Annotated in this window: 26 protein-coding genes; 8 read left to right on the top strand and 18 right to left on the bottom strand. The window is 44.8% G+C overall.

Going from position 1 to position 23,096, the window contains the following annotated elements; all coding sequences use genetic code 11:
* Positions 1-94 precede the first annotated feature (94 nt).
* Positions 95-859 carry a FixH family protein gene (locus MUN34_RS02740; RefSeq protein ID WP_247856827.1) on the top strand — a complete coding sequence of 255 codons (765 nt, stop codon included), beginning with the start codon at positions 95-97 and terminating at the stop codon, positions 857-859.
* Positions 860-914: 55 nt separating this feature from the next.
* Here MUN34_RS02740 and ccpA read toward each other — a convergent pair whose 3' ends face one another.
* The 4 genes from ccpA to MUN34_RS02720 all read right to left on the bottom strand — a co-directional run bounded on the left by ccpA (position 915) and on the right by MUN34_RS02720 (position 4,429).
* The gene (ccpA, locus tag MUN34_RS02735) at positions 915-1,925 is read right to left on the bottom strand and encodes a catabolite control protein A (RefSeq protein WP_026827713.1); all 1,011 of its coding nucleotides are present in this window, start codon (positions 1,923-1,925) and stop codon (positions 915-917) included.
* 157 nt (positions 1,926-2,082) lie between these two features.
* On the bottom strand, positions 2,083-3,168 hold the full coding sequence (locus MUN34_RS02730) for a bifunctional 3-deoxy-7-phosphoheptulonate synthase/chorismate mutase (protein ID WP_026827712.1): 1,086 nt from the start codon (positions 3,166-3,168) through the stop codon (positions 2,083-2,085).
* Between the two features lie 125 nt (positions 3,169-3,293).
* Positions 3,294-3,860, bottom strand: coding sequence for a YtxH domain-containing protein (locus tag MUN34_RS02725; RefSeq protein WP_034769743.1), 567 nt, complete (start codon positions 3,858-3,860; stop codon positions 3,294-3,296).
* Entirely contained in the window at positions 3,860-4,429 is a 570-nt protein-coding gene (locus MUN34_RS02720) for a DUF948 domain-containing protein (RefSeq protein ID WP_026827710.1), read from the bottom strand. The genes MUN34_RS02725 and MUN34_RS02720 overlap by 1 nt, the downstream gene beginning before the upstream one ends.
* 140 nt (positions 4,430-4,569) lie before the next feature.
* Between MUN34_RS02720 and MUN34_RS02715 the strand changes: the two genes are divergently transcribed.
* Positions 4,570-5,682: an aminopeptidase gene (locus MUN34_RS02715; protein ID WP_026827709.1), complete on the top strand. Its 1,113-nt coding sequence runs from the start codon at positions 4,570-4,572 to the stop codon at positions 5,680-5,682.
* 53 nt (positions 5,683-5,735) lie between these two features.
* On the opposite strand, the gene MUN34_RS02710 is transcribed toward MUN34_RS02715, so the two are convergent.
* From MUN34_RS02710 to MUN34_RS02680, 7 genes are all read right to left on the bottom strand, one after another.
* Positions 5,736-6,176: a Dps family protein gene (locus MUN34_RS02710; RefSeq protein ID WP_026827708.1), complete on the bottom strand. Its 441-nt coding sequence runs from the start codon at positions 6,174-6,176 to the stop codon at positions 5,736-5,738.
* 115 nt (positions 6,177-6,291) lie between these two features.
* Complete coding sequence (locus MUN34_RS02705) at positions 6,292-6,807, bottom strand: DUF2179 domain-containing protein (RefSeq protein ID WP_026827707.1); 516 nt, start codon at positions 6,805-6,807, stop codon at positions 6,292-6,294.
* A gap of 171 nt (positions 6,808-6,978) precedes the next feature.
* Complete coding sequence (gene murC, locus MUN34_RS02700; protein ID WP_026827706.1) at positions 6,979-8,274, bottom strand: UDP-N-acetylmuramate--L-alanine ligase; 1,296 nt, start codon at positions 8,272-8,274, stop codon at positions 6,979-6,981.
* A 78-nt stretch (positions 8,275-8,352) separates the two neighbouring features.
* Positions 8,353-9,240, bottom strand: a complete 888-nt coding sequence (locus MUN34_RS02695) for a hypothetical protein (protein WP_247856826.1) — start codon at positions 9,238-9,240, stop codon at positions 8,353-8,355.
* A 37-nt stretch (positions 9,241-9,277) separates the two neighbouring features.
* Entirely contained in the window at positions 9,278-9,886 is a 609-nt protein-coding gene (gene ytpR, locus MUN34_RS02690) for a YtpR family tRNA-binding protein (RefSeq protein ID WP_247856825.1), read from the bottom strand.
* A gap of 53 nt (positions 9,887-9,939) precedes the next feature.
* Entirely contained in the window at positions 9,940-10,737 is a 798-nt protein-coding gene (locus MUN34_RS02685) for a DUF1444 domain-containing protein (RefSeq protein ID WP_247856824.1), read from the bottom strand.
* A gap of 54 nt (positions 10,738-10,791) precedes the next feature.
* The gene (locus tag MUN34_RS02680; RefSeq protein ID WP_247856823.1) at positions 10,792-11,100 is read right to left on the bottom strand and encodes a thioredoxin family protein; all 309 of its coding nucleotides are present in this window, start codon (positions 11,098-11,100) and stop codon (positions 10,792-10,794) included.
* Positions 11,101-11,224: 124 nt separating this feature from the next.
* Here MUN34_RS02680 and MUN34_RS02675 point away from each other — a divergent pair, with 124 nt between their 5' ends.
* A complete protein-coding gene (locus tag MUN34_RS02675) occupies positions 11,225-11,515 on the top strand; it encodes a hypothetical protein (RefSeq protein ID WP_026827701.1) in 291 nt (96 codons plus the stop codon).
* 99 nt (positions 11,516-11,614) lie between these two features.
* On the opposite strand, the gene MUN34_RS02670 is transcribed toward MUN34_RS02675, so the two are convergent.
* Positions 11,615-12,631: a PTS sugar transporter subunit IIC gene (locus tag MUN34_RS02670; RefSeq protein ID WP_247856822.1), complete on the bottom strand. Its 1,017-nt coding sequence runs from the start codon at positions 12,629-12,631 to the stop codon at positions 11,615-11,617.
* 134 nt (positions 12,632-12,765) lie between these two features.
* Positions 12,766-13,836, bottom strand: a complete 1,071-nt coding sequence (locus MUN34_RS02665; RefSeq protein ID WP_026827699.1) for a M42 family metallopeptidase — start codon at positions 13,834-13,836, stop codon at positions 12,766-12,768.
* 120 nt (positions 13,837-13,956) lie between these two features.
* Between MUN34_RS02665 and MUN34_RS02660 the strand changes: the two genes are divergently transcribed.
* A complete protein-coding gene (locus MUN34_RS02660) occupies positions 13,957-14,259 on the top strand; it encodes a PepSY domain-containing protein (RefSeq protein ID WP_012371126.1) in 303 nt (100 codons plus the stop codon).
* Positions 14,260-14,318: 59 nt separating this feature from the next.
* The gene (locus MUN34_RS02655) at positions 14,319-14,675 is read left to right on the top strand and encodes a DUF1304 domain-containing protein (protein ID WP_026827698.1); all 357 of its coding nucleotides are present in this window, start codon (positions 14,319-14,321) and stop codon (positions 14,673-14,675) included.
* Between the two features lie 65 nt (positions 14,676-14,740).
* Here the strand turns inward: MUN34_RS02655 and MUN34_RS02650 are convergent, their stop codons facing one another.
* Entirely contained in the window at positions 14,741-15,256 is a 516-nt protein-coding gene (locus tag MUN34_RS02650; RefSeq protein WP_026827697.1) for a hypothetical protein, read from the bottom strand.
* Positions 15,257-15,371: 115 nt separating this feature from the next.
* Positions 15,372-16,013 (bottom strand): tRNA (guanosine(46)-N7)-methyltransferase TrmB, encoded by a 642-nt coding sequence (trmB, locus tag MUN34_RS02645; RefSeq protein ID WP_026827696.1) that lies wholly within the window; start codon positions 16,011-16,013, stop codon positions 15,372-15,374.
* Positions 16,014-16,188: 175 nt separating this feature from the next.
* On the opposite strand from trmB, the gene MUN34_RS15995 reads away from it, so the two are divergent.
* From MUN34_RS15995 to budA, 3 genes are all read left to right on the top strand, one after another.
* Positions 16,189-16,290, top strand: coding sequence for a cytochrome bd oxidase small subunit CydS family protein (locus tag MUN34_RS15995; RefSeq protein ID WP_426353925.1), 102 nt, complete (start codon positions 16,189-16,191; stop codon positions 16,288-16,290).
* 163 nt (positions 16,291-16,453) lie between these two features.
* Positions 16,454-18,148 (top strand): acetolactate synthase AlsS, encoded by a 1,695-nt coding sequence (gene alsS / locus MUN34_RS02640; protein WP_026827695.1) that lies wholly within the window; start codon positions 16,454-16,456, stop codon positions 18,146-18,148.
* Between the two features lie 16 nt (positions 18,149-18,164).
* Positions 18,165-18,878, top strand: a complete 714-nt coding sequence (gene budA, locus MUN34_RS02635; protein ID WP_026827694.1) for an acetolactate decarboxylase — start codon at positions 18,165-18,167, stop codon at positions 18,876-18,878.
* 292 nt (positions 18,879-19,170) lie between these two features.
* On the opposite strand, the gene MUN34_RS02630 is transcribed toward budA, so the two are convergent.
* The 3 genes from MUN34_RS02630 to MUN34_RS02620 form a co-directional block, all read right to left on the bottom strand.
* Positions 19,171-19,974, bottom strand: a complete 804-nt coding sequence (locus MUN34_RS02630) for a phosphotransferase family protein (RefSeq protein ID WP_247856821.1) — start codon at positions 19,972-19,974, stop codon at positions 19,171-19,173.
* A gap of 51 nt (positions 19,975-20,025) precedes the next feature.
* Positions 20,026-22,131 carry a type I pullulanase gene (gene pulA / locus MUN34_RS02625; RefSeq protein ID WP_247856820.1) on the bottom strand — a complete coding sequence of 702 codons (2,106 nt, stop codon included), beginning with the start codon at positions 22,129-22,131 and terminating at the stop codon, positions 20,026-20,028.
* A gap of 93 nt (positions 22,132-22,224) precedes the next feature.
* Complete coding sequence (locus MUN34_RS02620; protein ID WP_247856819.1) at positions 22,225-23,091, bottom strand: hypothetical protein; 867 nt, start codon at positions 23,089-23,091, stop codon at positions 22,225-22,227.
* Positions 23,092-23,096 lie beyond the last annotated feature (5 nt).

The raw sequence follows: 23,096 nt of genomic DNA, 5'->3' as shown, positions 1-23,096 counted from the left end.
CTTTTCACAATTACTTCGCGGGCACTTCACAAGTTCTTGTTATACTGAATAAGCTTTCATTACTTTATTTAGTAAACGAAAATTGGGGGAATCCGTGTTGAAGAAAAAAACAATGAGCTTCATGGGGATGTTCTTCGCGACAGGACTTTTACTTGCCGGATGCGCGAATGACAAACAAGCGATGGATCATGATACAATGCAAGGATCCGGAAAAAAACCAGTCGACGTCACGGTTGATGTACCAGCGAAGACGATGGAAAATCAAAAAGTGGTTTTCCAAGCGACAGCACTTGAGAATAAGAAGGCTGTTAATCTGGAAAACGTAGCTTTTGAAGTCTGGAAAGCTGATGAAAAAGAAGCGGTTCATCAAAAGTTTAAAGCGGCATTAAAAAAGACAGGTACTTATCAAGCCGAAGCCAAGCTTGCTGAAGGCGAATATGAAGGACTTTATCATATCAATGATAAAAACGGACTTCACCATATGGATAAGATCTCATTCGTCGTTATGGATCACTCGCATGAAGACACGAAAAAGAACACGACTGAACAGGCACATGAACACGCTACCGTCGAAGGATTATCTGTTCATTATATGGGCGCTAAAACAATGAAAGCCGGGGCAAAACTACCCGTCTCCTTTCATGTCTTCCTGAACGGAAAACCGCTCAAGGCAGATGTTCAAATTGAAGTCATCGAACCGGGTGTCGAAAAACATACGTATCTGCCGCTCACTAAAAAATCGGATCAATATGCAGGCGAAGTTTCGTTGACACACCCAGGGGAGACAATTATCCGCCTTCATGTCGAGAATGATCAATTGCATCACCATCAAGACCAAACGATTTTAGTTAAGCCATGACCATAAAAAAAGTCTGTTCTTTTTCGATTGAAAAAGAACAGACTTTTTTGTTTCATCAAGAACGTGTAGAATCACGTTTTTCAATCCGGTGTGGTAACGTTACATCATTTGTCTCAATTTCTTCTTTGTTAAGAATCTTCGTTAGTAAACGCATCGAAACTGCCCCGATATCATACATCGGTTGAACGACCGTCGTCAGTTTCGGACGAATCATCGTCGCAAGACGGGTATTATCATGTCCGATGACTTCAAAATCGTCTGGAACTTGATGACCGGCGTCTTGAAGAGCGTGAATGACACCAAGCGCCATTTCATCTGTCCCTGCAAAAATCGCACGCGGACAAGCATCACCGAGTTCAAGTAATTGGTTCATCGCCTTCATGCCTGAATCGTACGTATAGTTTCCAAGGACAACGTTTTGCTCATCAAACGGTAAATTTGCTTCTTCCAAGGCGCTCCGGTAACCGGCAAATTTCTTTTCTCCGTTAATCTGTTGTTCAAGTGGACCTGTAATGAATCCGATCCGTTTATGACCATTGTCAATCAGAGATTTTACAGCATCATGCGCAGCACTTTCGTAATCAATATTAACGGCTGGAAGATCATAATCTTGATTTAAAGTAGCCGCCAAAACGATTGGAACAGGAGATGTTTTAAATTCACGGACAAGATCTTCGTGAAGACGTCCACCCATGAAGATGATTCCATCCACTTGTTTACCAAGTAACGTATTCAACAGATGAATTTCTTTTTCAGGATTTTGATCCGAATTACATAAGATGATATTGTATTTGTACATCGTTGCAACGTCTTCAATTCCCCGTGCTAAATCTGCAAAAAAGATATTTGAAATATCCGGTACGATGACACCGACAGTCGTCGTTTTCTTACTGGCAAGACCTCGTGCGACTGCGTTCGGACGGTAGCCGAGTTGATCGATGGCATCCTGTACTTTTTTCCGCGTCGACGGTTTGACGTTCGGATTTCCATTTACTACACGCGAGACGGTCGCCATGGAGACGGCCGCTTCCCGGGCTACATCATAAATCGTTATATTACTGTTCAAAACAAATTCCTCCTTATTTTAGACAACCATTTTGTTTTCATTCTTGTTTTCATTTTTAGGCAACACGAAAGGAAGACAGGAAAAGATAACTTTCTTTTCCCATTCTTCCCTCATTGTAAAACGTTTTCATTCGCTAAAGAACAGCCTTTTTAGAAAATCATTGAACGTTTAGTGCCGGAAAAGTAGAAGTCAGATTCTCGATGAACGAATCGAACTCATTAAAATCTAGTTGTTGGTTCGCATCCGATAACGCAAGCGCCGGAAACGGATGGACCTCTACCATAACGGCGTCTGCTCCGATGGCATATGCTGCTTTTGCAGTCGGAAGAAGTAAATCTTTACGGCCCGTCGAATGGGTCACATCCACCATGACCGGAAGATGTGTTTCTTGTTTTAGAATCGGAACGGCAGAGATATCGAGTGTATTGCGGGTCGCCCGTTCATACGTCCGAATTCCGCGTTCGCATAGGATGACCTGTTCATTCCCGCTTGCCATGATGTATTCAGCAGCGTACATGAACTCTTCAAGTGTAGCCGATAAGCCCCGTTTCAACAGAACCGGCTTGTTCGTTCGTCCTACTTCTTTCAACAAGTCGAAGTTTTGCATATTGCGGGCACCGACTTGAATGATGTCCACATAAGGCAGAGCTGACTCGACCGCGCTTGGTGTCATGATTTCAGTGATGACATGAAGACCATGGGCATCAGCTGCTTTTTTCAACATTTTTAATCCGTCTAATCCAAGACCTTGGAAATCATATGGTGATGTCCGCGGTTTGTAAGCACCGCCGCGCATGAAGCGGACACCATGTTTCGCAAGTTGTTCTGCCACCTCAAAGACCTGTTCCTCACTTTCGACCGCACACGGACCTGCAATTAATTGTTGGGAACCGTCACCAATCACATCATCCCCGATACGAATGATCGTATTCGTCGGTTTTTGTTTTCGAGACACCAACAACTTCCGTGTTCGATCCTCTCCTTGAAGTTCAAGCGAGGCTTTGAAAATTTCTTTAAATACGTGCTGTAGGCGTCCTGTTTCAAATGGACCATGATTGCTCGCTGCAATCGATTCAAGCATCTGACGTTCACGGACCGGATCATACCGATCGATTCCCTGGGCACGTTTTACTTTACCGATTTCAACCGCTATTTCCCCTCGTTTATTAATTAACGCCAGCAACTCAGCGTTCACTAAATCAAGTTCATCCCGTAAACGTTTTAATTCTGCATGTTGATCCATTCTTCTACCACTCCCTAATCAGCATATAGCTCGTAATAGCAACTAATTATAGCGAACTCTTGTGAAATTGTACATAAATAAAGCGTACTCACTATTTAAAGTCAGTGAGTACGCTAAAAGGTTGCTTATTTTTTAGGTTGTTTTTCATGACTTAATTTGGACTGGGGATCATTGTCCTCGTCTTCTGTATCTTCTTCATTCTCTTCCCCTTCGAGATCTTCACGTAATTCAGATAGCTCGGCAACCGTTTCAGTATCAAGTTGTTCCGCTACTGGAGCACCGTCCACTTCGTCACCGATTTCACGTTCGATATCACGGACCAATTGTTCCGCCTCTGCAAGTGCAGCATCGATGCTCGATTGGTCTTTTTCAAAACCAGCGTATTGTGCCGCTTCTTGAACGGTCGGATTCTTTTTCGCTTTTTCAATGACAGGTGCTGCTTTATCTTTTGCTAATTGAATCCATTCTCCTACGAGTGGTTCTGCTTTTTCACGAACGACTTGCGTCTGTTCGTTCAGACGTTGGCGCGCTGGTGCTGTCCGCTCATCGAGCATTCCACGCATTTCACGGCCTGATTTCGGACTTGATAATAATGCTGCGGCTGCACCGATTAAACCACCGACGATGATACCAGCAAGGAATCCGCCACCTTTAGAAGTATCTTGTGTTTGGTATGGATGTTGTTTTGTCATTATGAACGATCTCCCTTCAACTCATCTGGAATACTCTCGACATCCGGGACAGAAACGACTTCCGGTGTGACCGGTGTTTCTGCTTTTTTACGGAAGCGGCGACGCGGTTTCTTTTCGACTGTCGTCGTAGCCGTTGTCGAAGATGAAACTTCTTGGCCTGGTTCAGGCTTATTTTTCTTAAAGAGTTCAACCGCGACTGATCCCCAACGGACGGCTTGTGCGATTTGTTCTTTGTTTGTATCGGCAGCACCTGCGACCGTGTCAGATACAGTCCGAACTGAATCTGTTACTTTATTGAGCGATGTCCCCAATTCTTCGATTGAGTTCGCAACCGGTGCAAGCAATTCTGTTTTTTCTTCAATCGTATCGACAAGACGGTTTGTTTTGTGTAACAACGCTGTCGTCTCCATCATGATACCGTCTAATTGACGTTCGAGCCCTGCTGTTGTATCAGCTACGTTGTTAAGTGTCTTACCTGCTGCGCTCAATACGCGTGCGAGGAAGATGACGAGTACTACGAATGCAATCGCAGCAACCAATCCGGCAATTCCGCCTAATGTAATTTCCATGGTTCGTGCCTCCAATTTCTTTTGCTAGTGTCTAGTTGGTAGTTCGACGTAGAAGCAATGGTTCCTGCTACTCCAAATGGTTTATTTCCGTTACAATGATAAATGAAACCTACATACATCATTTTGAGGAGGAACTTTTCATGCGTGACCCACGTCTAACACAACTCGCAACGAATCTTATCAATTATTCAGTAGCACTTGCTCCTGGTGAAAAAGTCTTGATCGAGAACTTCGGAATTGAACGTGAGCTTGTCGAAGCGCTCGTTGATGCCGCTTATGAAGCCGGTGGTCTTCCATTCGTCCTCTTAAAGGATAACCGCGTGTTACGGAAATTGTACCGCAATGCGTCGGAAGAACAACTTCAATTGATGGCGGACATCGAACAAAAACAAATGCAGGCGATGGATGCTTACATCGGTCTACGCGCTGGAGACAATATCAACGAACTTTCCGACGTACCGTCTGACAAAATGAAGCTGTACGGTAAAACACTCGGCAAGATGCATACCGAAGATCGTGTCAAAGGCACGAAATGGGTCGTGTTACGTTTCCCGACGACTTCAATGGCGCAACTGGCAAACCAGTCGACAGAGGCTTTCGAAGATTTTTACTTTGATGTCTGTACGCTTGATTACGCTAAGATGGGTGACGCAATGACGCCTCTCGTCGATTTGATGAATAAAACCGATCGTGTTCGTCTCGTCGGACCTGGAACAGACCTTGCTTTCTCAATCAAGGACATTCCAGCAATCAAGTGTGCCGGCAATGCCAACATTCCGGACGGAGAAGTCTTTACCGCCCCGGTCAAAGATTCTATTAACGGTACCATCTCTTACAACACGCCTTCTCCGTATCAAGGATTTACATTTGAAAACGTCACATTGACGTTCAAGGATGGAAAAATCATTGAAGCGACAGCAAACGATACGGAACGGATCAATCAAGTATTTGATACAGATGCCGGCGCCCGCTTTGTCGGAGAATTCGCAATCGGTGTCAACCCGTTTATCCAGCACCCGATGAAGGATATCCTGTTTGACGAAAAAATCGATGGTAGTTTCCACTTTACACCCGGTCAAGCATATGCCGAGGCGTACAATGGAAATGACTCATCCATCCACTGGGATTTGGTGAACATTCAACGTCCTGATTACGGCGGCGGAGAAATTTGGTTTGATGATGTCTTGATTCGTAAAGATGGTCGATTCGTTTTACCTGAACTCGATGTCTTGAATCCTGAAAACTTAAAATAAGGAAAAACGGACGGCTCATTCCATATAGGATGCAGCCATCCGTTTTTTTTGACTTATTTTTTTAATGTTGCGCGCAACATCCAAATTTGTTTTTCAATTTCTTTTGCTTGTGCCAGCAAATCGTCTTCCACCGTCACGTCCTGCGATTCAAGATGTACGATTGCATCCAACATTTCCTTACGAATCTGTTGGAAGTCGCTGATGACTGACTCGACCATTTCATCTGCTGATAAACCTGGTTTGGCTTCTTCAAGCGTCGTTTGCTCCAAATATTCCTTCAGCGTTGCAGAAGGCATTCCATTGTTCATCAACAAACGCTCTGCCACGACATCGTATTGTTCCGAAACCCATGTGTATAATTCTTCAAGCTTTACATGTAACGTCAAGAAATCAGGACCTTTAATGTACCAGTGGTAGTTATGGAGTTTTACAAACAGCACACCATAGTTTGCCACCTGTTGATTTAAAGCCGTCTTAGCATGATTACTAATCATTATCGATTTCTCCTCTCATAAAACTGTGTTTTGTTCTATTTCATCTTTATCCTTAAATAACAAAACTTAAACATGATTTCATGAGAGATTCTTCGAACGTCCCGTATGAAATTCCTTACTGGGATCGTTTCAATCCTTTGAGCATATAACCGCCTTTGAAATCAACCGAGTCAAAAGCGACAAGAAAAGCTTTCGGTTCATACTCCTCGACCAGGTTACGTAACACTTTCATTCTTGTCCGAGCTGCCAGTACGTCCAGTCGATAGCGAATTCCGTCACGACCTTGACCTTGATAATGTGTGACTCCGAATCCATTATCCCGGATGACTTGAATCAACTCTGCCGGAAACTCCTGTGTGTGAACTTGAATCATATTGTATCCAATCGCCAGCTTCCGTTCGACGAATCCTCCAATCAGAATACCAAGACCGAATCCAAGAGCGTAGACAATCATTCCGACTGTCGTCAAGTCACGGAATACAATACCGAGCGCAAAGATATAAATCAGCGTTTCAACCGTTCCTAACACACCTGCAATGATTGTTCTTCCTTTGACGAGCATGATGGTACGTAATGTCAAAACAGGTACGTAAATCAGCTGTAACAGTAAGATGAGTAAGATTTGTCCCATGACGTCTTTCCTTTCTAAATAACATACCCCCACTATTCCAAAAATCAATTCAAGATGCAATCAAAAAATTACAACATCGTGCATCAAAATCACTTCAGCTTTTTTGTTTCACGAAACTGACAAAAAAAGACGCCGACAAATGAATGTCAGCGTCCGTTTCTACTCAGGATGTTATTTCGTGTTTTCGTACTGGTGTTGATACGTTTGAATGTCTCCCGCTCCCATAAAGAGCAGCACTGCATTTTCATGTTTACTTAAAATTGATACATTATCCCGTGTCAAAATATCAGATCCAGATACTTTTTCTTGTAAATCTTCTACACGGACTTGACCTTCTTGCTCACGTGCCGATCCAAAGATTTCACAAAGATAAGTGGCGTCCGCCTCGCGTAACGATGTCGCAAAATCATCCATGAATGACTTCAAGCGGGTATACGTATGCGGTTGGAAAATCGCTACGACTTCACGATCCGGATATTTCTTGCGTGCTGATTCAATCGTCGCACTGATTTCTTTCGGGTGATGCGCATAATCGTCAACAAGAATTTGCGAACCGAAAGTTGATTCACTAAAACGACGTTTAACTCCGCCGAATGTAGACAGACGTGCTGCGACTTCGTCTTTGTTTAGTCCTTCGTACTGGCAAATCGCGATGACAGACAAGGCATTTAAGACATGGTGTCGACCAAATCCAGGAATCAGAAACGTCCCGTAGAAGTCATCCCGAAGATACACGTCAAACGATGTTCCATCTGGAGTCGACGTTGCATTTTCTGCACGGAAATCATTGTTTTCGCCAAAACCATAATAGAGAATTGGAACATTCGCCTGAAGGTTTTGTAGATGTTCGTCATCTCCACAAGCCACGATTGCTTGTTTAACCTGCATCGCCATCTCCTGGAATGCGGATACGACATCATCAATGCCCGTGAAGTAATCCGAATGATCAAAATCGATGTTCGTCATGATCGCATAATCCGGTTTGTAGTATAAGAAATGTCGTTTGTATTCACACGCTTCAAAGACAAACGCCTTTGCGTCTTCAACGCCAGCACCGGTTCCGTCACCAATCAAGAATGCCGTCGGTGTAATGCCACTTAAAACGTGTGACAGTAAACCAGTCGTCGATGTTTTACCATGCGAACCGGTAATGGCGACAGACCGATACTCATCTGCTAAATACCCTAAGAAATCATAATAATGATAAATCGTTAAATCCAGTTCCTTTGCCCGAGCAATTTCTGGATGATCATCCCCAAAAGCATTTCCTTGGATGATGACTTGATCTTCTTTAATGTTTTCCGCACTAAACGGGAAAAACGGAATTCCTTTTGCCCGCAAGGCATCTTCTGTAAAAATATGCTTGTCAATATCAGAACCTTGTACTTGATGATTCATTTCATGCAGTACTTGGGCGAGTGCACTCATCCCTGTTCCTTTAATCCCTACAAAATGATAGTTTGTCATATATGAGCCCTCCAATTCACGTTCCGGTCCGTACCATCGGGCTTGGGTACAAAACCTGTACCATTATAGCAAACCGACTTATTTTTTACCATTTAAATTATTTTGCTCCCGACGTGCACGATACATGGCCATCAAGTCCTTCGTCGTCATCACGACGTTTACCGGCGGACCAACCGGTTTTTTGATTTGAACCGACTGATTCGTCAGCGCTTCTTCGGCCACACTATTTTCTTCTTTGATTTTATCGACTAACTCATTTTCAGCAGAATGCAATTCTTCTATCTGCGTGACCGGCTCTTCCGTTTGAGAATCAACGTGTACAACACCTGTTGATAACTGGACGATTTCCGTATCTTCTTCATGAACAGATTGATCTTCCAAAGTCATCTCAGGCTTTTCTTCCACATGAGTCTCCGCTGTTGCTTCTTCAATCGTATCTTCTTCGCTGATTTCTTCTGTAACAGGATCTTCCGTTACTTTAACAGTATCGTCTGCTGCAGGAAGATGATTTTCAGTCGCCGCCTGTGCTTTGACTTGTTCTTCCGAAACATCGTCTAACGGAGAATTTTCTTCGATTGTCGGTTCTGGAACGAGGATATCTGAATCTGTCGTCGGTACTAAGCCAGCATCCGCTTCGGTTAGATCCGTCTGTTCCATCGTCTCGATCCGCGACTCTTCGTTCAATTCCTCTGCCTCATGTTCAAGCGACTCTTCTGATTTTTCCTCTTCATGCACACTTGAAACACCGACTTCAGATTCGTCCGAGTGGATTTCCTCTTGGATCGACCGTTGCTTTCTAGGTCGTTGGAATCCGTAAATAGGCGATGGAACATCCGTCAACACGAAACGATCTTCACGCTCTTCTTTTTTAGGACGTTCGACGGGTTTTGTTTCTTTTTCGCCTGCTAATTCACGTCGAATTCGTGCTGCCTGTTCCTTTAACGACTGTTCATAACGACTGCTCATTCCCTCACCCCTCCATCTTGTTAAAAAATCGGCCGAATTATCGACCGATTAAAAATGCTTCTCCCGTTTTCGCAGTATCTTCAAGGACAAGAATTCCTTTTTCCTGCGGTGCATCCGGTAATGCGAGTTCCCGTGCAGAACAAAGCATTCCGCTAGAAGCCACTCCACGTAAAGCGGACGGACGAATGATTAACCCAGACGGCATGACGGCGCCAGGTTTAGCGACTACTACTTTTTGTCCGGCAGCAACGTTTGGTGCCCCACAGACGATTTGCAGTGTCTGACCATCCACTTCTACTTGACAGACCGACAACTTGTCCGCATCTGGATGTTTTTCAGCAGATGCTACAAATCCCACTACGAATTTAGGTGAATAATCAATTTCACGCGCTTCGAAATCGATTCCATTTTCTCCTAGTACGCGTTGAACCGTTTCAACAAGTTCCGGTGTCAATTCGACCGGTCCTACAGCATTCAATTCAAACTGCTTTGATGCTTCGAAGATGTTATAGCCAATGACGTCTTCGCCATGGAAAATCGTTGCTACATCGCCTTTTCTTTCGGCAGTGATTTCAGCGCGTGGTGCATCTGCTAAGATGACCATCAAGACGTCTCCGACACCTTCTTTATTATAAAAAACATTCATGCAATCCATGACTCCCTTCAAACTTTCTCACAATGCCTATTGTAGCAGATTATTCAACTTTTCGGATGCTTGTTTTTTGCAAGGACGAAGACCGGTTCCAGTTTACCTTCTTCGTACATGAATGGAAGTGCCGTTACCGGAACCCGTCCATTCGTGAAGAAGTCAAACATTAATTGTTGTAAAACATCGTATCCTGCGTCGTTTCGAATATCGGCAAAAATCAGTACATCCTGATGCGGAATCCCGACTGCAAACTCTCCTGTCATTTTTTCGGCATAATCGCTCAATAATTGTTTATTTAAGACACGACTCGCTTCATATCCGTCACCCGTACTCAGGAAATAAAAGATGTTCCCGGCTACTTCGTCCATCTTAAAAGGCGCATCCAGTGTTTTTAAATTAAAACGAGCTGCCTCTGACAAATGTTCGGTCGTCCATCCTGCTCGTTGTAACAACTCTTCATCAATCAACCGGTACGTGGCACCTAAATCAAGGGCGTACATGATTTTCGTTTCACCGGTATGGGGGGTACTGATGATTTTCTTGCCGTCTTTCGTCTCATCTGCAAAAGATTTAGCCCGAATGACAGGAAAGACCTGTTGTTCATGACCAATCAGCGAAACCGGTCCCGTCTGTTCCAAAACAGCTTTGATGTATTCGATCGTCTCTTCGACCGCTATCACCCCGCGACGTTTCGCTTTGGCCACAAGTGGATTCAACCCTAGATCGACTCCTGTCCGATCTTGTTTCCGTTCGATACGAAGAACCGATTTTTCTCGATCAAAATAAGTTGTATATTGTGTTGTATCAAATGCCTCAGTGACAAGGCGACGAATTTGTTGTAGTTCCATGAATCCATTTCATCCTTTCCTATTAAAAAAAGCGAGTCAGCGCTCGCTTTTGTCTCAGACTGTTTCTAAAAATGCTGTAACCTGTTCAGGTGTTTTTCGTTCTTTTCCGACATAACGACCCGTCTCTTCATTTTCACGATACGCAACGAAACTCGGGATTCCGAAGATGTCCATTTCCTGGGCAATTTCAATGTGCTGATCACGATCGACGTAATAAAAATTGAATTCACTAAACGTCTGTTCCATCTCCGGCATGAATGGATCTAAAAACCGGCAATCCGGACACCAATCCGCCGAGAAGAGGAAAATCGATTTTTCTTGTTTCGCTTGTTCAAATTGTACTTTCGATTCTAATTTTTTCATCTGTTACACTCCCTCAATACTTGCTTTTTCATTGGGTTCATCATAGCATATTCGAATGTTTCTGTGCGTTTTGGTGCTCTGTTTGCTATACTGCAACTAGAAAATGTCCTGAAAGGAAATTATTATGACTGATCAACCTGTTAAACATCCTTTCGAACGATTTGTAGGTTTTGTCGGCATGACAAGTTGTCTCCGATATGGATATTCGTTCATCGATTCCGAGCGTAGCCTGCCTCAAATTCTTATTTTTCTTGTGGTCGGATTCGCCATCATCATGTTACTCGAAGCCATCGGGAAACGGCTCGCCAGAAAATTACCAATCGTTCGGATGCGTTACTTGATTCCGCTCTATCTATTGTACTTGTATGTCTTTTTCACAAGTTTTTACTCCAGCTCGTTTGGTTTTTCCCTGTAAGTATACGTATGTAAAGAGAAACAGGCGGTGGATGCGCATCCACCGCCTGTTTCTCTTTCTTTGCCTCTTTCAAAAAGCCAATGAACAAGTATATTCTCATTAATACTCGATTTTCAAATCTCCGTCTTTAATCCGTCCCATGCGATGCAGGGCCCGATAAATTAAATAACTCAGCAGCGCTGGTGCCAGGAAACATAAAACAAAGACAGCTAAATAATACTCCGCTTCAAATCCCATCGTTTTTAGCATCATCAGTGGACCGACAAGTCCGCTTGTCCCCATACCCGATCCTTCAGGATTACTTTCGAGTGTCAACAAAACTGTCGCGAACGGTGCGAGCAGTGCTCCCGCCAGTGTCGGCGGGACAATCGTCCATGGATTTCGAATGATATTACCCACTTGTAACATCGACGTGCCGATTCCTTGTGCAATGAATCCACCAATCCCGTTATCCCTGTAACTGATGACACCAAATCCGATCATCTGTGCCGCACAGCCAATCGTTGCAGCACCGGCCGCCAGTCCGTCAAGACCTAACATGATACCGAGGGCAGCACTTGAAATCGGAGCTGTTAAGGCGAGACCCATGACGGTCGCGACAAAAATCCCCATGATCAAGGGTTCTCTTTCTGTTCCCCACCGGATGACTTCTCCTAAATCGGTCATCAATGTTCCAATCCAAGCTCCGACGTACTTACCACTCACAAAACCGACGAGCAACGTAATGAATGGCGTCAAGATGATATCAAGACGCGTCGTCTTTGAAATCAATTTTCCGATTTCAGTAGCAATGACCGCTGCGACATAACTTCCGGCAGGACCTCCTGCTTCATAACCAAATGCACCGACAGCAACGGCAGAAAACAAAACGAGTGGTGGAGCTTCGAGAGCAAATGCCACAGCCACGCCAATCGCCGGTCCCGTCAGCGCGATTGCCTGTTCCCCGACCGTAACGAGCATTCCCGCTCCGATTCCTCTTGTAATCAACCCTTCACCAATCGTCTTTAAAATTAATCCCATAATCAAAGAACTGAAGAGTCCTAACGCCATATAACTGAGTACTGTAATAAAATATACTTTCGGACTAAGTAAAATCCCTTTTCTTTTTAACAACATGCCACTTCCTTCTGTTTGAAATCAGATTCATTATAACAAACTCTAAAAAAAGGTCATACATTTGTTTTTCATATGACAAGACAGTTAGGACACAAAAAAAGAGGATGCACAAAGGCATCCTTCTTCCATCATCTTCATTTAATTTGTAATGTTGCGAGTGTCGTCGCATCCAGTTGCGTTACAAGTTTCTTGAGCAATTCTTTCGCCGCATCATAGTCATCCGTATGCATGATCGAGGCATGTGTATGAATATAACGTGCAGGAAGACCGACGACCGTCGTCGGAATTCCGTTGTTCGAACGATGAATGACTCCTCCGTCCGTTCCGCCTGCACCGACATAGTATTGATACGGAATCTTGTTTGATTCTGCCGTGTCGAGGACATAATCTGTCATTTCTTTCGATAAAATCATGACGCTGTCCTTAATCCGTAACAATGGCCCTTGACCGAGCTGGCCAAATTCTGTTTTATCCCCCGACGCATCATTGGCCGGTGAGGCATCGACGACAAAAGCAACATCCGGATCAATCAGGTTCGTTGCTGTTTGTGCACCGCGTAAGCCGACCTCTTCTTGAACCGTCGCCCCTGAGAACAAGACGTTTGGATGATCCGATGCTGTCGTCTCTTCCAGCAACTCGATTGCCATGCCGACGCCGTAACGGTTGTCCCAAGCTTTCGCCATGATTTTTTTCGGATTAGCCATCGGTGTGAACGGGAAGAACGGAACAGCCGGAATGCCCGGACGGATACCAAAAGATTCCGCTTCTTCTTTTGAGTCTGCCCCAACATCGATGAACATATCTTTGATTGCCATCGGCTTATTCCGGACTTCATCCGTCAATAAATGTGGTGGTATCGAGGCAATGACACCAGGAATGATGCCGTTATCCCCACAAATCGAGAAACGCTGTGCGAGCAGGACCTGACTCCACCAACCGCCGAGCGGTTGAATCCGGAGCATGCCGTTTTTCGTAATCTGTGTGACCATGAAGGCCACTTCATCCATATGACCGGCAACCATAACTTTTGGACCATCTTCTTGTCCTGTCCGTTTGCCGAAAATCGAACCAAGACCATCCATGACGATTTCATCCGTCACCGGTGCAATCCGCTCTTTCACGAAGCGTCTGACATCGTGTTCAAATCCAGGCGCACCATTTAATTCCGTCAATGTTCGAAACAAGTCTCTTGTTTTTTCATTCATATGTATCGCCCCCTGTTCATTCATTATACAAAATTTTGCTTCAATCACTTAACCTTTTGTTTCTCACTGGACGAATTATTTGGTACAGTAGGAATAGAACCTGTAAGGAGGGGAATTTTAATGAAAAAACGCTATTGGATTATCGGTCTCGCAGCAGCGGTCGTTGCCGCTTTCGCAGTCAAGAAGGCTGTCGACAACAAACAACTCTCTGCCGAGGAAGCGCTCGAAATCACGAAACGCACATTTTCAGCAAAAGGACGTGTCCAAGGTGCATGGATCTCTGCAACACCAGAGGCGTACGCATACGAGTCACGTGACTACCAAAGCTACAAAGGTGGCATCTCGGTCCTTGAAGGTGACGATGAAAAAACGTATCAATTCACAGTTGATGCGGAAACAGGTGCTTTACTCGAATACGCATAATAGACGGACCATACTTCGATCGACGGAGTATGGTCTTTTTTTAAGAAAGGAGCTCCGACATGTCTTTACTCGCTACCTTCTTCGTACTGCTAGTCGCTGTGGAACATTTTTATATCATGGTACTTGAAATGTTTCTTCTATCATCCAAGTCTGCCAAGCGTACATTCGGACTGACAGAAGAGGCTGTCTCGAATCCACAAATCCGGACATTATTCGCCAATCAAGGTCTTTACAACGGTTTTCTTGCTGCCGGTCTGATTTTTGGACTGATTCTTGATTCCCCGGCTGTTCAGTTGTATTTCCTCGGCTGTGTCATCGTCGCTGCCCTTTATGGTGCAGCTACTGCAAATGTCTCGATTCTTTTCAAACAAGGACTTCCGGCCATCATCGCTTTTTTACTCGTTTTATTTGTCTAAAAAAATCCCTTGTCGGTCCCAACGAATCGGGTCAGACAAGGGATTTTCATTTGATTTAAAAAAGATTAACGCGGGTTATCATTACGCTCGTAGATCGGGTTCATGTATTCAGTTGTTGAATACAGACGCGGTACAACAACGTATAGCATGATAGCTGGTACAGCAATGATTAATAACATGAGCAACATCGGCAACCAGTAGACCACTTTTTGGTGCAGGTTATCTGAGTTGCTGTCGATGTATTCTTTGACGCCGTCTACTTTAGCCGCATCTGCGCTTGTAAGTAACTTACCGCTGTCTGCGTTAAAGAAATGGATTTCACGTTTGATCGTGATGAAGATTCCATCACGAACTGTCTCGATTACCGCGATTCCGCCGATAATCTGTTCACCTTTTTCACCAGTGAATGTTTTTGGATCTTCAATTTCTACAGAACCTTTTTTATAGTCGTAATGTGTACTCTTCAAATCCTCGTCAAGTGCTTTTTGCATAGATGACGTATCAATCGCAGCGAATACCGATTGTCCGATACTCAATGCGAGAAAGAGTGCTGTTACGAAGGCTAAGCTTTTTTGCCACATCCCCAATTTCCCCCTTTACCTGTAAATACAGTTCTTCAGTCAACAACATTGTACCAATTAATAAGAAAAAAGTGTGAAAGAAATGCTAGGAAAATAAGAAAACTTTTTGTCTAAATTATTTCGTATACGTTGCTTCCATCCGATAAATCGGTTGACCCAGTGCTGAAAAACGTTCTTCGTATTCCGTTCTGATGTTATTTTCCGGCTCATTGGCATGTAAATCAAGCGACATCCAATCGAATGTCATCCCATAAGCAGACATCGTCATCAGACTGGATTCAAATAATTTCCGGTTATCCGTCTTAAAATGAATCTGTCCTTTTTCCGGTAAAATATCTTCATACGTCGCCAAAAACGTTTTATACGTCAAGCGGCGTTTGGCATGGCGTGATTTCGGCCAAGGATCAGAGAAGTTCAAATAAACACGGGCAACCTCTCCTTTTTCAAAGAAGTCACGCAAGTCTTTTGCATCAACCGTCAAGACACGAACGTTAGCAAGTGGTTCTTCAACCATCTTCTGAACGATGGCGACCGCAACGCTCTCAAATAACTCGATTGCAATGAAGTTGACTTCTGGATACTGTTTTGCCATCCCTGTGATGAAGGCCCCTTTTCCTGACCCGACTTCGATGTAAATTGGATTCTCATTTTTAAATTCATTCGACCAGTTTCCTTTTAAGGCCGACGGGTCTGCTATATAAATGGAGGATTGCTCTTTCATATAATCCAGTGCCCATGGTTTGTGACGTAAACGCATACTGCTCATCCTTTCGATTCTTAAATTATCCGCAGATAAGTTTATCATGATTCGGGTAAATATATAAGATGTTCTTGATTGACGCCAAAAAGAAAGTTCAGCAGATCGTCACTTGAGAATTACTGAGCAATCTACTACACTTACAGTACAAAGTTTCTTGAAGGAGGTTTTAATGATGGATGACTTCTTAATTGCCTGGGGTTCTCCGATTGTCCTTGTCATGGGTGTAGCAGCCCTCTTTGTTTGGGCGACATTCGGGAAAGTTAATGCGGAATAATGCTGACGTGTCAGACATCTTGTGTAAATCACAAGGTGTCTTTTTTAGTTTCTGAACGATTCACCTTGGTTTCTCACTAAAACAGATGTATACTTTTTACGAAACAGTTTTCATATTACAGCTATCGAACAACCAAAACTACTGGTAGAAAAGGAGAATTGTAATGAAAGAAAAACAAAACAGCGAATCCAAAAAATTAGTACAGAAGAAAACAGGGGCCGATTTGGTCGTTGATACCCTCATCGAACAGGGTGTCGATTACATTTTCGGAATTCCTGGAGCGAAAATTGATTCTGTCTTTAACGTTTTGCAAGACCGCGGACCAGAATTGATTGTCGCACGTCATGAGCAGAACGCCGCTTTCATGGCACAAGCAATCGGTCGCTTGACGGATAAACCGGGCGTGGTTCTTGTCACGTCAGGACCAGGTGCTTCGAACCTTGCGACCGGTCTTGTCACGGCAAACTCAGAAGGTGACCCTGTCGTCGCGATTGCCGGCGCCGTCACACGAGCCGATCGTTTGAAACGAACACATCAATCGATGGATAACCAAGCACTGTTCAAACCGATCACGAACTTCAGTGCTGAAGTTCAAGATGCCGACAACATTCCTGAAGTGTTATCCAATGCTTTCCGGACGGCTGAAACGACATCAGGTGCTGCTTTTGTCAGCATTCCGCAAGATGTCGGATTAAATGAAGCAAACGTCACTTCGTTTAAAGCCGTCAAAACACCTAAACTCGGAATCGCACCAGAAGAATGGATTGATGAGACGGCTACATTAATTGAGCAAGCGAAGTTACCGGTCTTATTACTCGGTATGCGTTCAAGCCAACCTCGTGTCGTCGAAGCAATCCGCGCTTTGTTGAAACGTGTCTCGATTCCAGTTGTTCAGACATTCCAGGCGGCCGGTACACTGTCGCGCGAGCTAGAATCCAATTTTTATGGCCGAGTCGGACTTTTCCGAAACCAGCCGGGAGACGCTTTACTTGCTGAAGCCGATCTTGTCTTATCAATCGGGTACGATCCGATTGGGTACGATCCGAAATTCTGGAATCAACCGTCTCAGGAGCGGACATTAATCCACCTCGATCAGATGCGGGCTGAAATTGATCATTTCTATCGTCCTGACCGTGAGCTTGTCGGTGATGTCGCAGCTACCATCAATGCTTTATCAGAACGATTGAATACATTAACATTCCCGGCGAGTTCAACTGAGTTTTTACGTGGTCTTCAACAACGGTTGGAAGAACGGGACATCCCGCCAATCGTCAAAGACTCACCCCTCACTCATCCGCTTTACTTTATGAAAACGTTACGTGAACAAATTGCTGACGATGTAACGGTCACAGTCGATGTGGGCTCACATTATATTTGGATGGCCCGCCACTTCCGTTCGTACGAACCACGTCACCTTTTATTCAGTAACGGGATGCAGACACTTGGCGTCGCATTACCGTGGGCGATTGCGGCGACACTCGTTCGTCCCGGCAAAAAAGCCGTCTCGATTTCGGGAGATGGCGGTTTCCTCTTTTCTGCGATGGAACTGGAAACGGCAGTCCGCTTGAATGCCCCGCTCGTCCATTTCGTCTGGCGTGACAGCGGATTTGACATGGTCGCATTCCAGCAAGAAATGAAGTATAACCGAAAATCCGGTACATCGTTCGGTGAAGTCGATTTAGTGAAATATGCCGAAAGTTTTGGCGCAAAAGGACTTCGTGTCAATCATCCGTCAGAGCTCATCTCGGTCATGGAAGAAGCATGGAAAACAGATGGTCCTGTCATCGTGGATGTCCCGATTGACTACAGCGATAACATTACACTCGGCAAAGAAGTACACTTGGATCAACTGAACTGATAAGGAGATGGAAGCGATGCAACACGAGGATACGTTACTTCAGATTTCGACAATGATGGCTTTACTCGACGGCGTGTTCGAAAGCGAGACACGTTACGAGTCAATTCTTCCCGGACATGATTTCGGAATCGGAACATTTGATCATCTCGACGGAGAAATGATTGGTTTTGACGGTTCTTTTTATCAATTACGGTCGGACGGCAGTGCCCGTCCGCTCGATCCGAAGACGACGACGCCGTTCTGTTCTCTCACACGATTTGTTCCGGAACAGTCATTATCCGTGAAGCAAACGATGACTAAAGCTGATTTCGAACACTGGTTAAGTCAGCAACTGAGTACCGTTAACAGCTTTTATGCCGTACGAATCGAAGGACGATTTTCCGAGGTCAAGACACGGACAGTCGCCCGACAGGAAAAACCATTCCGTCCGATCACCGAAGCTGTCGCGACACAAAGCGCCCGAACATTCGAACAAATCGACGGTACGCTGGCCGGTTACTTTACACCTCGATTCGGTCATGGCATTGCAGTCGCAGGTTACCACCTTCACTTCATCGATCAGGAACGAAGTGGTGGCGGACACGTCTTCGACTATACGGTTCAAGACGTGACAGTCATGTTCGAAGAAAAACCGCGATTGGATTTACGTTTGCCGACGACAGAAGCCTACCGTAAAGCGGATCTCGAAAGTCACGATATTGAAAAAGAAATAAAGATTGCTGAAGGCTAAAAAAAGAGGCTGAATCAAAAAAAGAATCACTCGTCTTTCACGCCCTTTCCTCAGGCGAGACACAAGCCCGTTTTCCTGCCTCATTCAGGCAGGAAAGCGGGTCTTGTTTGTCTAAAAGCGCAAAAATGCGCTTTTTCCTGCAGGAGTTGCGTGTAGCGAGTGATTCTTTTTTTTACGAGATAAGGGTGGCAGATTATAATTCTGCCACCCTTATCTTTGTAGAGACTGACTTTTGAGTCAGCCCCTTTTTTATCGTTAAAAGCTTGTTGTGTTGAAAGTACATGACATCGATTTAATCTTCTTGGTCCATCTCGAGCAGTTGCGCCAAGAAAAGATAACTCTCTGCCGCATCAGGATGCACGGTATCTTCATACCAATAAATCGAGAGCACCGCCTGAGCCACGACGTACCAATACATCCGCTGTTTTAATTCCGCCGTCAACGGATGTCCGTAATTTGCAAACCATTCCGGCCAGCACTCTTCGTCGACATAACTGTATAACATCATCCCAAGATCGTAAGCGCGATCCGCGATGATGGCATCATCCCAATCATTGAGATACAGATGTCCATCTGTTCCAACCAACCAGTTATTATGATTTAAATCCGAGTGGCAGACGACTTGCTCGTCCGTTCTAACGTAAGGTAATTGTTCAGTCAGATAGTCGATTGCCTGTTCAATCAATTCCGGATGTGCCAGTTCAGCAGGTTGAAAATACAGCCGACACTGCCGTAAAAGTTCATCCGGCTCGATTGGACGCTGATCCAACTGTTGTAACATGAACAGCAGTTCCTTCGAGTCATGAATTTTCCCGAGCAATCGGGCGACTTCCGGTCGTTCCATCATTTCCGGTTCCAGTTCTTGCCCCTCAATGAACTGTTGGGCACTGATGACATCACCGCTATAAATCCGCTTCGTCCAAAGCAGCTTCGGTACGATTCCATCCGCTGATAAAATCGCCAAAAATGGCGAGGAGTTTCGTTTTAAAAAGAGTTTTGACTGCCCGGTCGAGGCAATATATGCTTCTCCCGTGATTCCGCCTGCTGGCGTAAGGGTCCAGCCTTCGCCAAGCGCATCTAAAATATCTAATTCCATTATAATCCGCTCAACTTTTTAGTAGATTTGCCTTAAGGCACAATGATTATCTTAACATGTGGCGATCGTTGTTGACAACGGAAGGACCGTGATCTGCGAAACACCCTTTTCAATCGGTGTAACGGATGCTTCGTTTCCATGGACATGGACATTCCATCTCGGATGATCGAGCGCGATTTCAATCTTTTCAAACGTCACATTATGGACGATAAGCGTCCGTTGCCAGGCATCATACGAATGAACGGCCTCCACTTCGTAGGCGATGACTCCCGGATGCATCGGCAAAAAATGCATCAGTTCTTGAACTTGATTGGCTCGGTGCAACCTGAATCCTCCATGCATTCGACGGATTTGTAAGATATTTTTTAAATACTCAACCATCTGCGCATGTTGATCGCGTAACGTCCAATCCATCCGATTAATCGTATCAGGTGCATTATAGCTGTTTTCGACGCCTTGTTTTGTCCGTCCGAACTCTTGTCCGGCGTGTAGAAACGGAATGCCAGCCGCTAAGAAAATAATCGTCTGAGCCAGTCTACTCATCTGTAACCGTGTCGTTTCCTCCAAATCCGGTCGGGCAAGTGCTAACTTATCGTACAAGGTATGGTTGTCGTGCGCTTCGACATAATTGATTGAATACGTCGGCTCAGGGAAACGTCCGGTCGTTTGACCGTCCAAAGTGATACTACCGGCCATTCCGTTTCGCACTTCACCTTCCCACCAACCGTTACCCGACACAAAACCACAATCCGTTTCATTGAACGTCGAGCCTTTTAAAGCATCCCGGAAAACATCGTTAAAATGACCAATCCGAGGCATTTGTGAAGCAACAGAACTGATTGCCTTTTGACGTTGCGGTAAAGGTGTCGACAAATCCCACCCTTCTCCGTAAATAAGAATCGTCGGATCAATGTTATCTAACGCTGCCCGAACACGATTCATCGTCTCAACATCATGAATTCCCATCAAGTCAAACCGGAAGGCATCCACCTGAAAACTGTCCGCAAAATACGTCAGGCAATCAACAATCATCCGTCTCATCATGAACCGTTCCGATGCCGTATCATTCCCGACACCTGTCCCGTTAGCAAGTGTTCCGTCCACTTCATAGCGGAAGTAATAACCCGGAACCAGATGTTCGAGTGCGGATTGTTCGCGAATGTAGACATGATTCATGACAACATCAAACGTCACCCGAATCCCTGCCGCGTGAAGCTGTTCAATCATTTCGACATATTCAAAAATCCTGACTTTCGGATCGTTCGGGTCACTGGCATAACATCCCGTCAGTGAAAACCATTGAACAGGATCATACCCCCAGTTATAAGGAAGGCGACTGACTTCCTCTGTCGTCGTAAACAAATGAACCGGCAACAATTGAAGATGGGTCACCCCCAGCTCAAGTAAATAATCGATGCCTGTCGAACGTCCTTCTGGTGAAACGGTTCCTGTTTCCGTCATCCCCGCGTATTGCCCGGGATGATGAGAGCCGGAAGACGGATCAATCGTAAAATCCCGCACATGTGCTTCATAAATGATGGCGTCTGTCGGCTTGATTAACAGCGGTCGTTTCTGTCGATGCGGAAACTGCCGGTTGATTTCCTGCTCGACATCAAGCAAAACAGCAAACTGTCCATTTACGCTGACCGCCTTCGCATAAGGGTCGATGACTTCATGTGTTCCTTGATACGTCGTGACCCGGTAACGATACAGGCTGTTTTCCCATGCTCGAGGCACCACCAAACGGTGCGCACCTCGTTCCTGCCGTTCGAAGTCCCGTCTGCCAATTTCGACACCGCCTTGATCGTAACGGATACACTCCAACCGCTCTGCCAGCGGTGACCACACATATAAGGAAATCGCCTCGGCGTCATAAACGACACCCAAGGGTCCTTCATAACTGTATTTACGATCAAATAACATCGTTTGTACAATCCGATTCGGTAACACACGGAATCGTTCCTGATCGGGTAAGATGATTTCATAACATCGTTCTACTTCAACCGCCCGGTCGAGCAGCAATGTCAGTTTGATCGTCCCGTCCGTTTCTTCTCGATTTTCAATGGAGTAGTTCATCGGCTGACCATCACAGACGAGTAAAAAATCAGCCTGTCCAACCAGTGTAGTCGTCTCCATCAGGATAGTTTGAAATGTCACGAACTCAACTGAACACAATCTGACTTGCTGCGTTTCCGATTCATTATTTATCATCTGTTTACGCGACAATCAAACATCTTGCCGCTTCCCTCCCTATTTTTGAATCCGCCCGTTTTCTTGACTGGTCAATGCCATTTGAAAGGTCACCGAAACCGTTTCTTTTAATATCTGTTCGCATACCCGCATTTGAGAAGCTTTTGTATGCACAGCCGACAAATTCATTTTCCGTAGCCAATCCGTGAAGTCCACCTTACTGACGTAAGTTGTCGTCGTCTCTTTCGGAATTTGATCGAAATAACCTTGTGACGCGATGACGACACGCTCGATTGGTAACATGAATTCGGAACCTAGAATCAATCGCAGGATATCCTCCGTCCGCTTTAAGCTGATTAATGGATTGACGATATTTTTCGATGAGGCTTTAAATGGTTGTTCTCGCCATAGTTTATCCCGTTTGATATGATAGATACTTTCTTCTCCATCTAACCAGTCCAGTACATAGATAGCAGAAGGTCCTACGACAAATGGACTGAGTTCGACTTCCCCCTGCTGGTATTGAATGACGGCACGATAAAACATGCCGAACTGATCATTTAAGAGATGCAACATTTGATAGAAGTCAAGATGGCGTCTTAAGGGCAAGCGCCAGATGTCTTCTTCTGTCGCTCCACCTGCCACGTAAATTAATTTTTGGACTTCCACTCGCTTTTTATACCATTTATCAAAAGCCGACTTCGAGATTTGTTTTCCCGGCACCTGAAACATCTCCGGTTTTCTAAAAGGCTGCCACCATTTTTTCGGTCGGATAATCGTTTCACCCGGAAACAGTTCACCCGACTCCCATTTTTTCAAGACGTTCGCATAATCCACCAGCTGCTGCTCTTTGAAACGCTTCGAAACTTCCAACGGATTTCGTTCATATCGGCTTTCTAAATCATAAAGTTTCATCAATAATGCCAATCATA

The sequence above is a fragment of the Exiguobacterium sp. 17-1 genome (genome assembly GCF_023096305.1).
GTDB classification, from domain to species: domain Bacteria; phylum Bacillota; class Bacilli; order Exiguobacteriales; family Exiguobacteriaceae; genus Exiguobacterium_A; species Exiguobacterium_A sibiricum_A.
This window is presented reverse-complemented; position numbering and strand designations above follow the sequence as displayed.

Coding starts and splice junctions, on each gene's coding strand:
- MUN34_RS02730 (WP_026827712.1), bottom strand. CDS start 3,168: ATGGATCAACATGCAGAATTAAAACGTTTACGGGATGAACTTGATTTA.
- MUN34_RS02725 (WP_034769743.1), bottom strand. CDS start 3,860: ATGACAAAACAACATCCATACCAAACACAAGATACTTCTAAAGGTGGC.
- MUN34_RS02720 (WP_026827710.1), bottom strand. CDS start 4,429: ATGGAAATTACATTAGGCGGAATTGCCGGATTGGTTGCTGCGATTGCA.
- MUN34_RS02715 (WP_026827709.1), top strand. CDS start 4,570: ATGCGTGACCCACGTCTAACACAACTCGCAACGAATCTTATCAATTAT.
- MUN34_RS02710 (WP_026827708.1), bottom strand. CDS start 6,176: ATGATTAGTAATCATGCTAAGACGGCTTTAAATCAACAGGTGGCAAAC.
- MUN34_RS02705 (WP_026827707.1), bottom strand. CDS start 6,807: ATGGGACAAATCTTACTCATCTTACTGTTACAGCTGATTTACGTACCT.
- murC (WP_026827706.1), bottom strand. CDS start 8,274: ATGACAAACTATCATTTTGTAGGGATTAAAGGAACAGGGATGAGTGCA.
- MUN34_RS02695 (WP_247856826.1), bottom strand. CDS start 9,240: ATGAGCAGTCGTTATGAACAGTCGTTAAAGGAACAGGCAGCACGAATT.
- ytpR (WP_247856825.1), bottom strand. CDS start 9,886: ATGAATGTTTTTTATAATAAAGAAGGTGTCGGAGACGTCTTGATGGTC.
- MUN34_RS02685 (WP_247856824.1), bottom strand. CDS start 10,737: ATGGAACTACAACAAATTCGTCGCCTTGTCACTGAGGCATTTGATACA.
- MUN34_RS02680 (WP_247856823.1), bottom strand. CDS start 11,100: ATGAAAAAATTAGAATCGAAAGTACAATTTGAACAAGCGAAACAAGAA.
- MUN34_RS02675 (WP_026827701.1), top strand. CDS start 11,225: ATGACTGATCAACCTGTTAAACATCCTTTCGAACGATTTGTAGGTTTT.
- MUN34_RS02670 (WP_247856822.1), bottom strand. CDS start 12,631: ATGTTGTTAAAAAGAAAAGGGATTTTACTTAGTCCGAAAGTATATTTT.
- MUN34_RS02665 (WP_026827699.1), bottom strand. CDS start 13,836: ATGAATGAAAAAACAAGAGACTTGTTTCGAACATTGACGGAATTAAAT.
- MUN34_RS02660 (WP_012371126.1), top strand. CDS start 13,957: ATGAAAAAACGCTATTGGATTATCGGTCTCGCAGCAGCGGTCGTTGCC.
- MUN34_RS02655 (WP_026827698.1), top strand. CDS start 14,319: ATGTCTTTACTCGCTACCTTCTTCGTACTGCTAGTCGCTGTGGAACAT.
- MUN34_RS02650 (WP_026827697.1), bottom strand. CDS start 15,256: ATGTGGCAAAAAAGCTTAGCCTTCGTAACAGCACTCTTTCTCGCATTG.
- trmB (WP_026827696.1), bottom strand. CDS start 16,013: ATGCGTTTACGTCACAAACCATGGGCACTGGATTATATGAAAGAGCAA.
- MUN34_RS15995 (WP_426353925.1), top strand. CDS start 16,189: ATGGATGACTTCTTAATTGCCTGGGGTTCTCCGATTGTCCTTGTCATG.
- alsS (WP_026827695.1), top strand. CDS start 16,454: ATGAAAGAAAAACAAAACAGCGAATCCAAAAAATTAGTACAGAAGAAA.
- budA (WP_026827694.1), top strand. CDS start 18,165: ATGCAACACGAGGATACGTTACTTCAGATTTCGACAATGATGGCTTTA.
- MUN34_RS02630 (WP_247856821.1), bottom strand. CDS start 19,974: ATGGAATTAGATATTTTAGATGCGCTTGGCGAAGGCTGGACCCTTACG.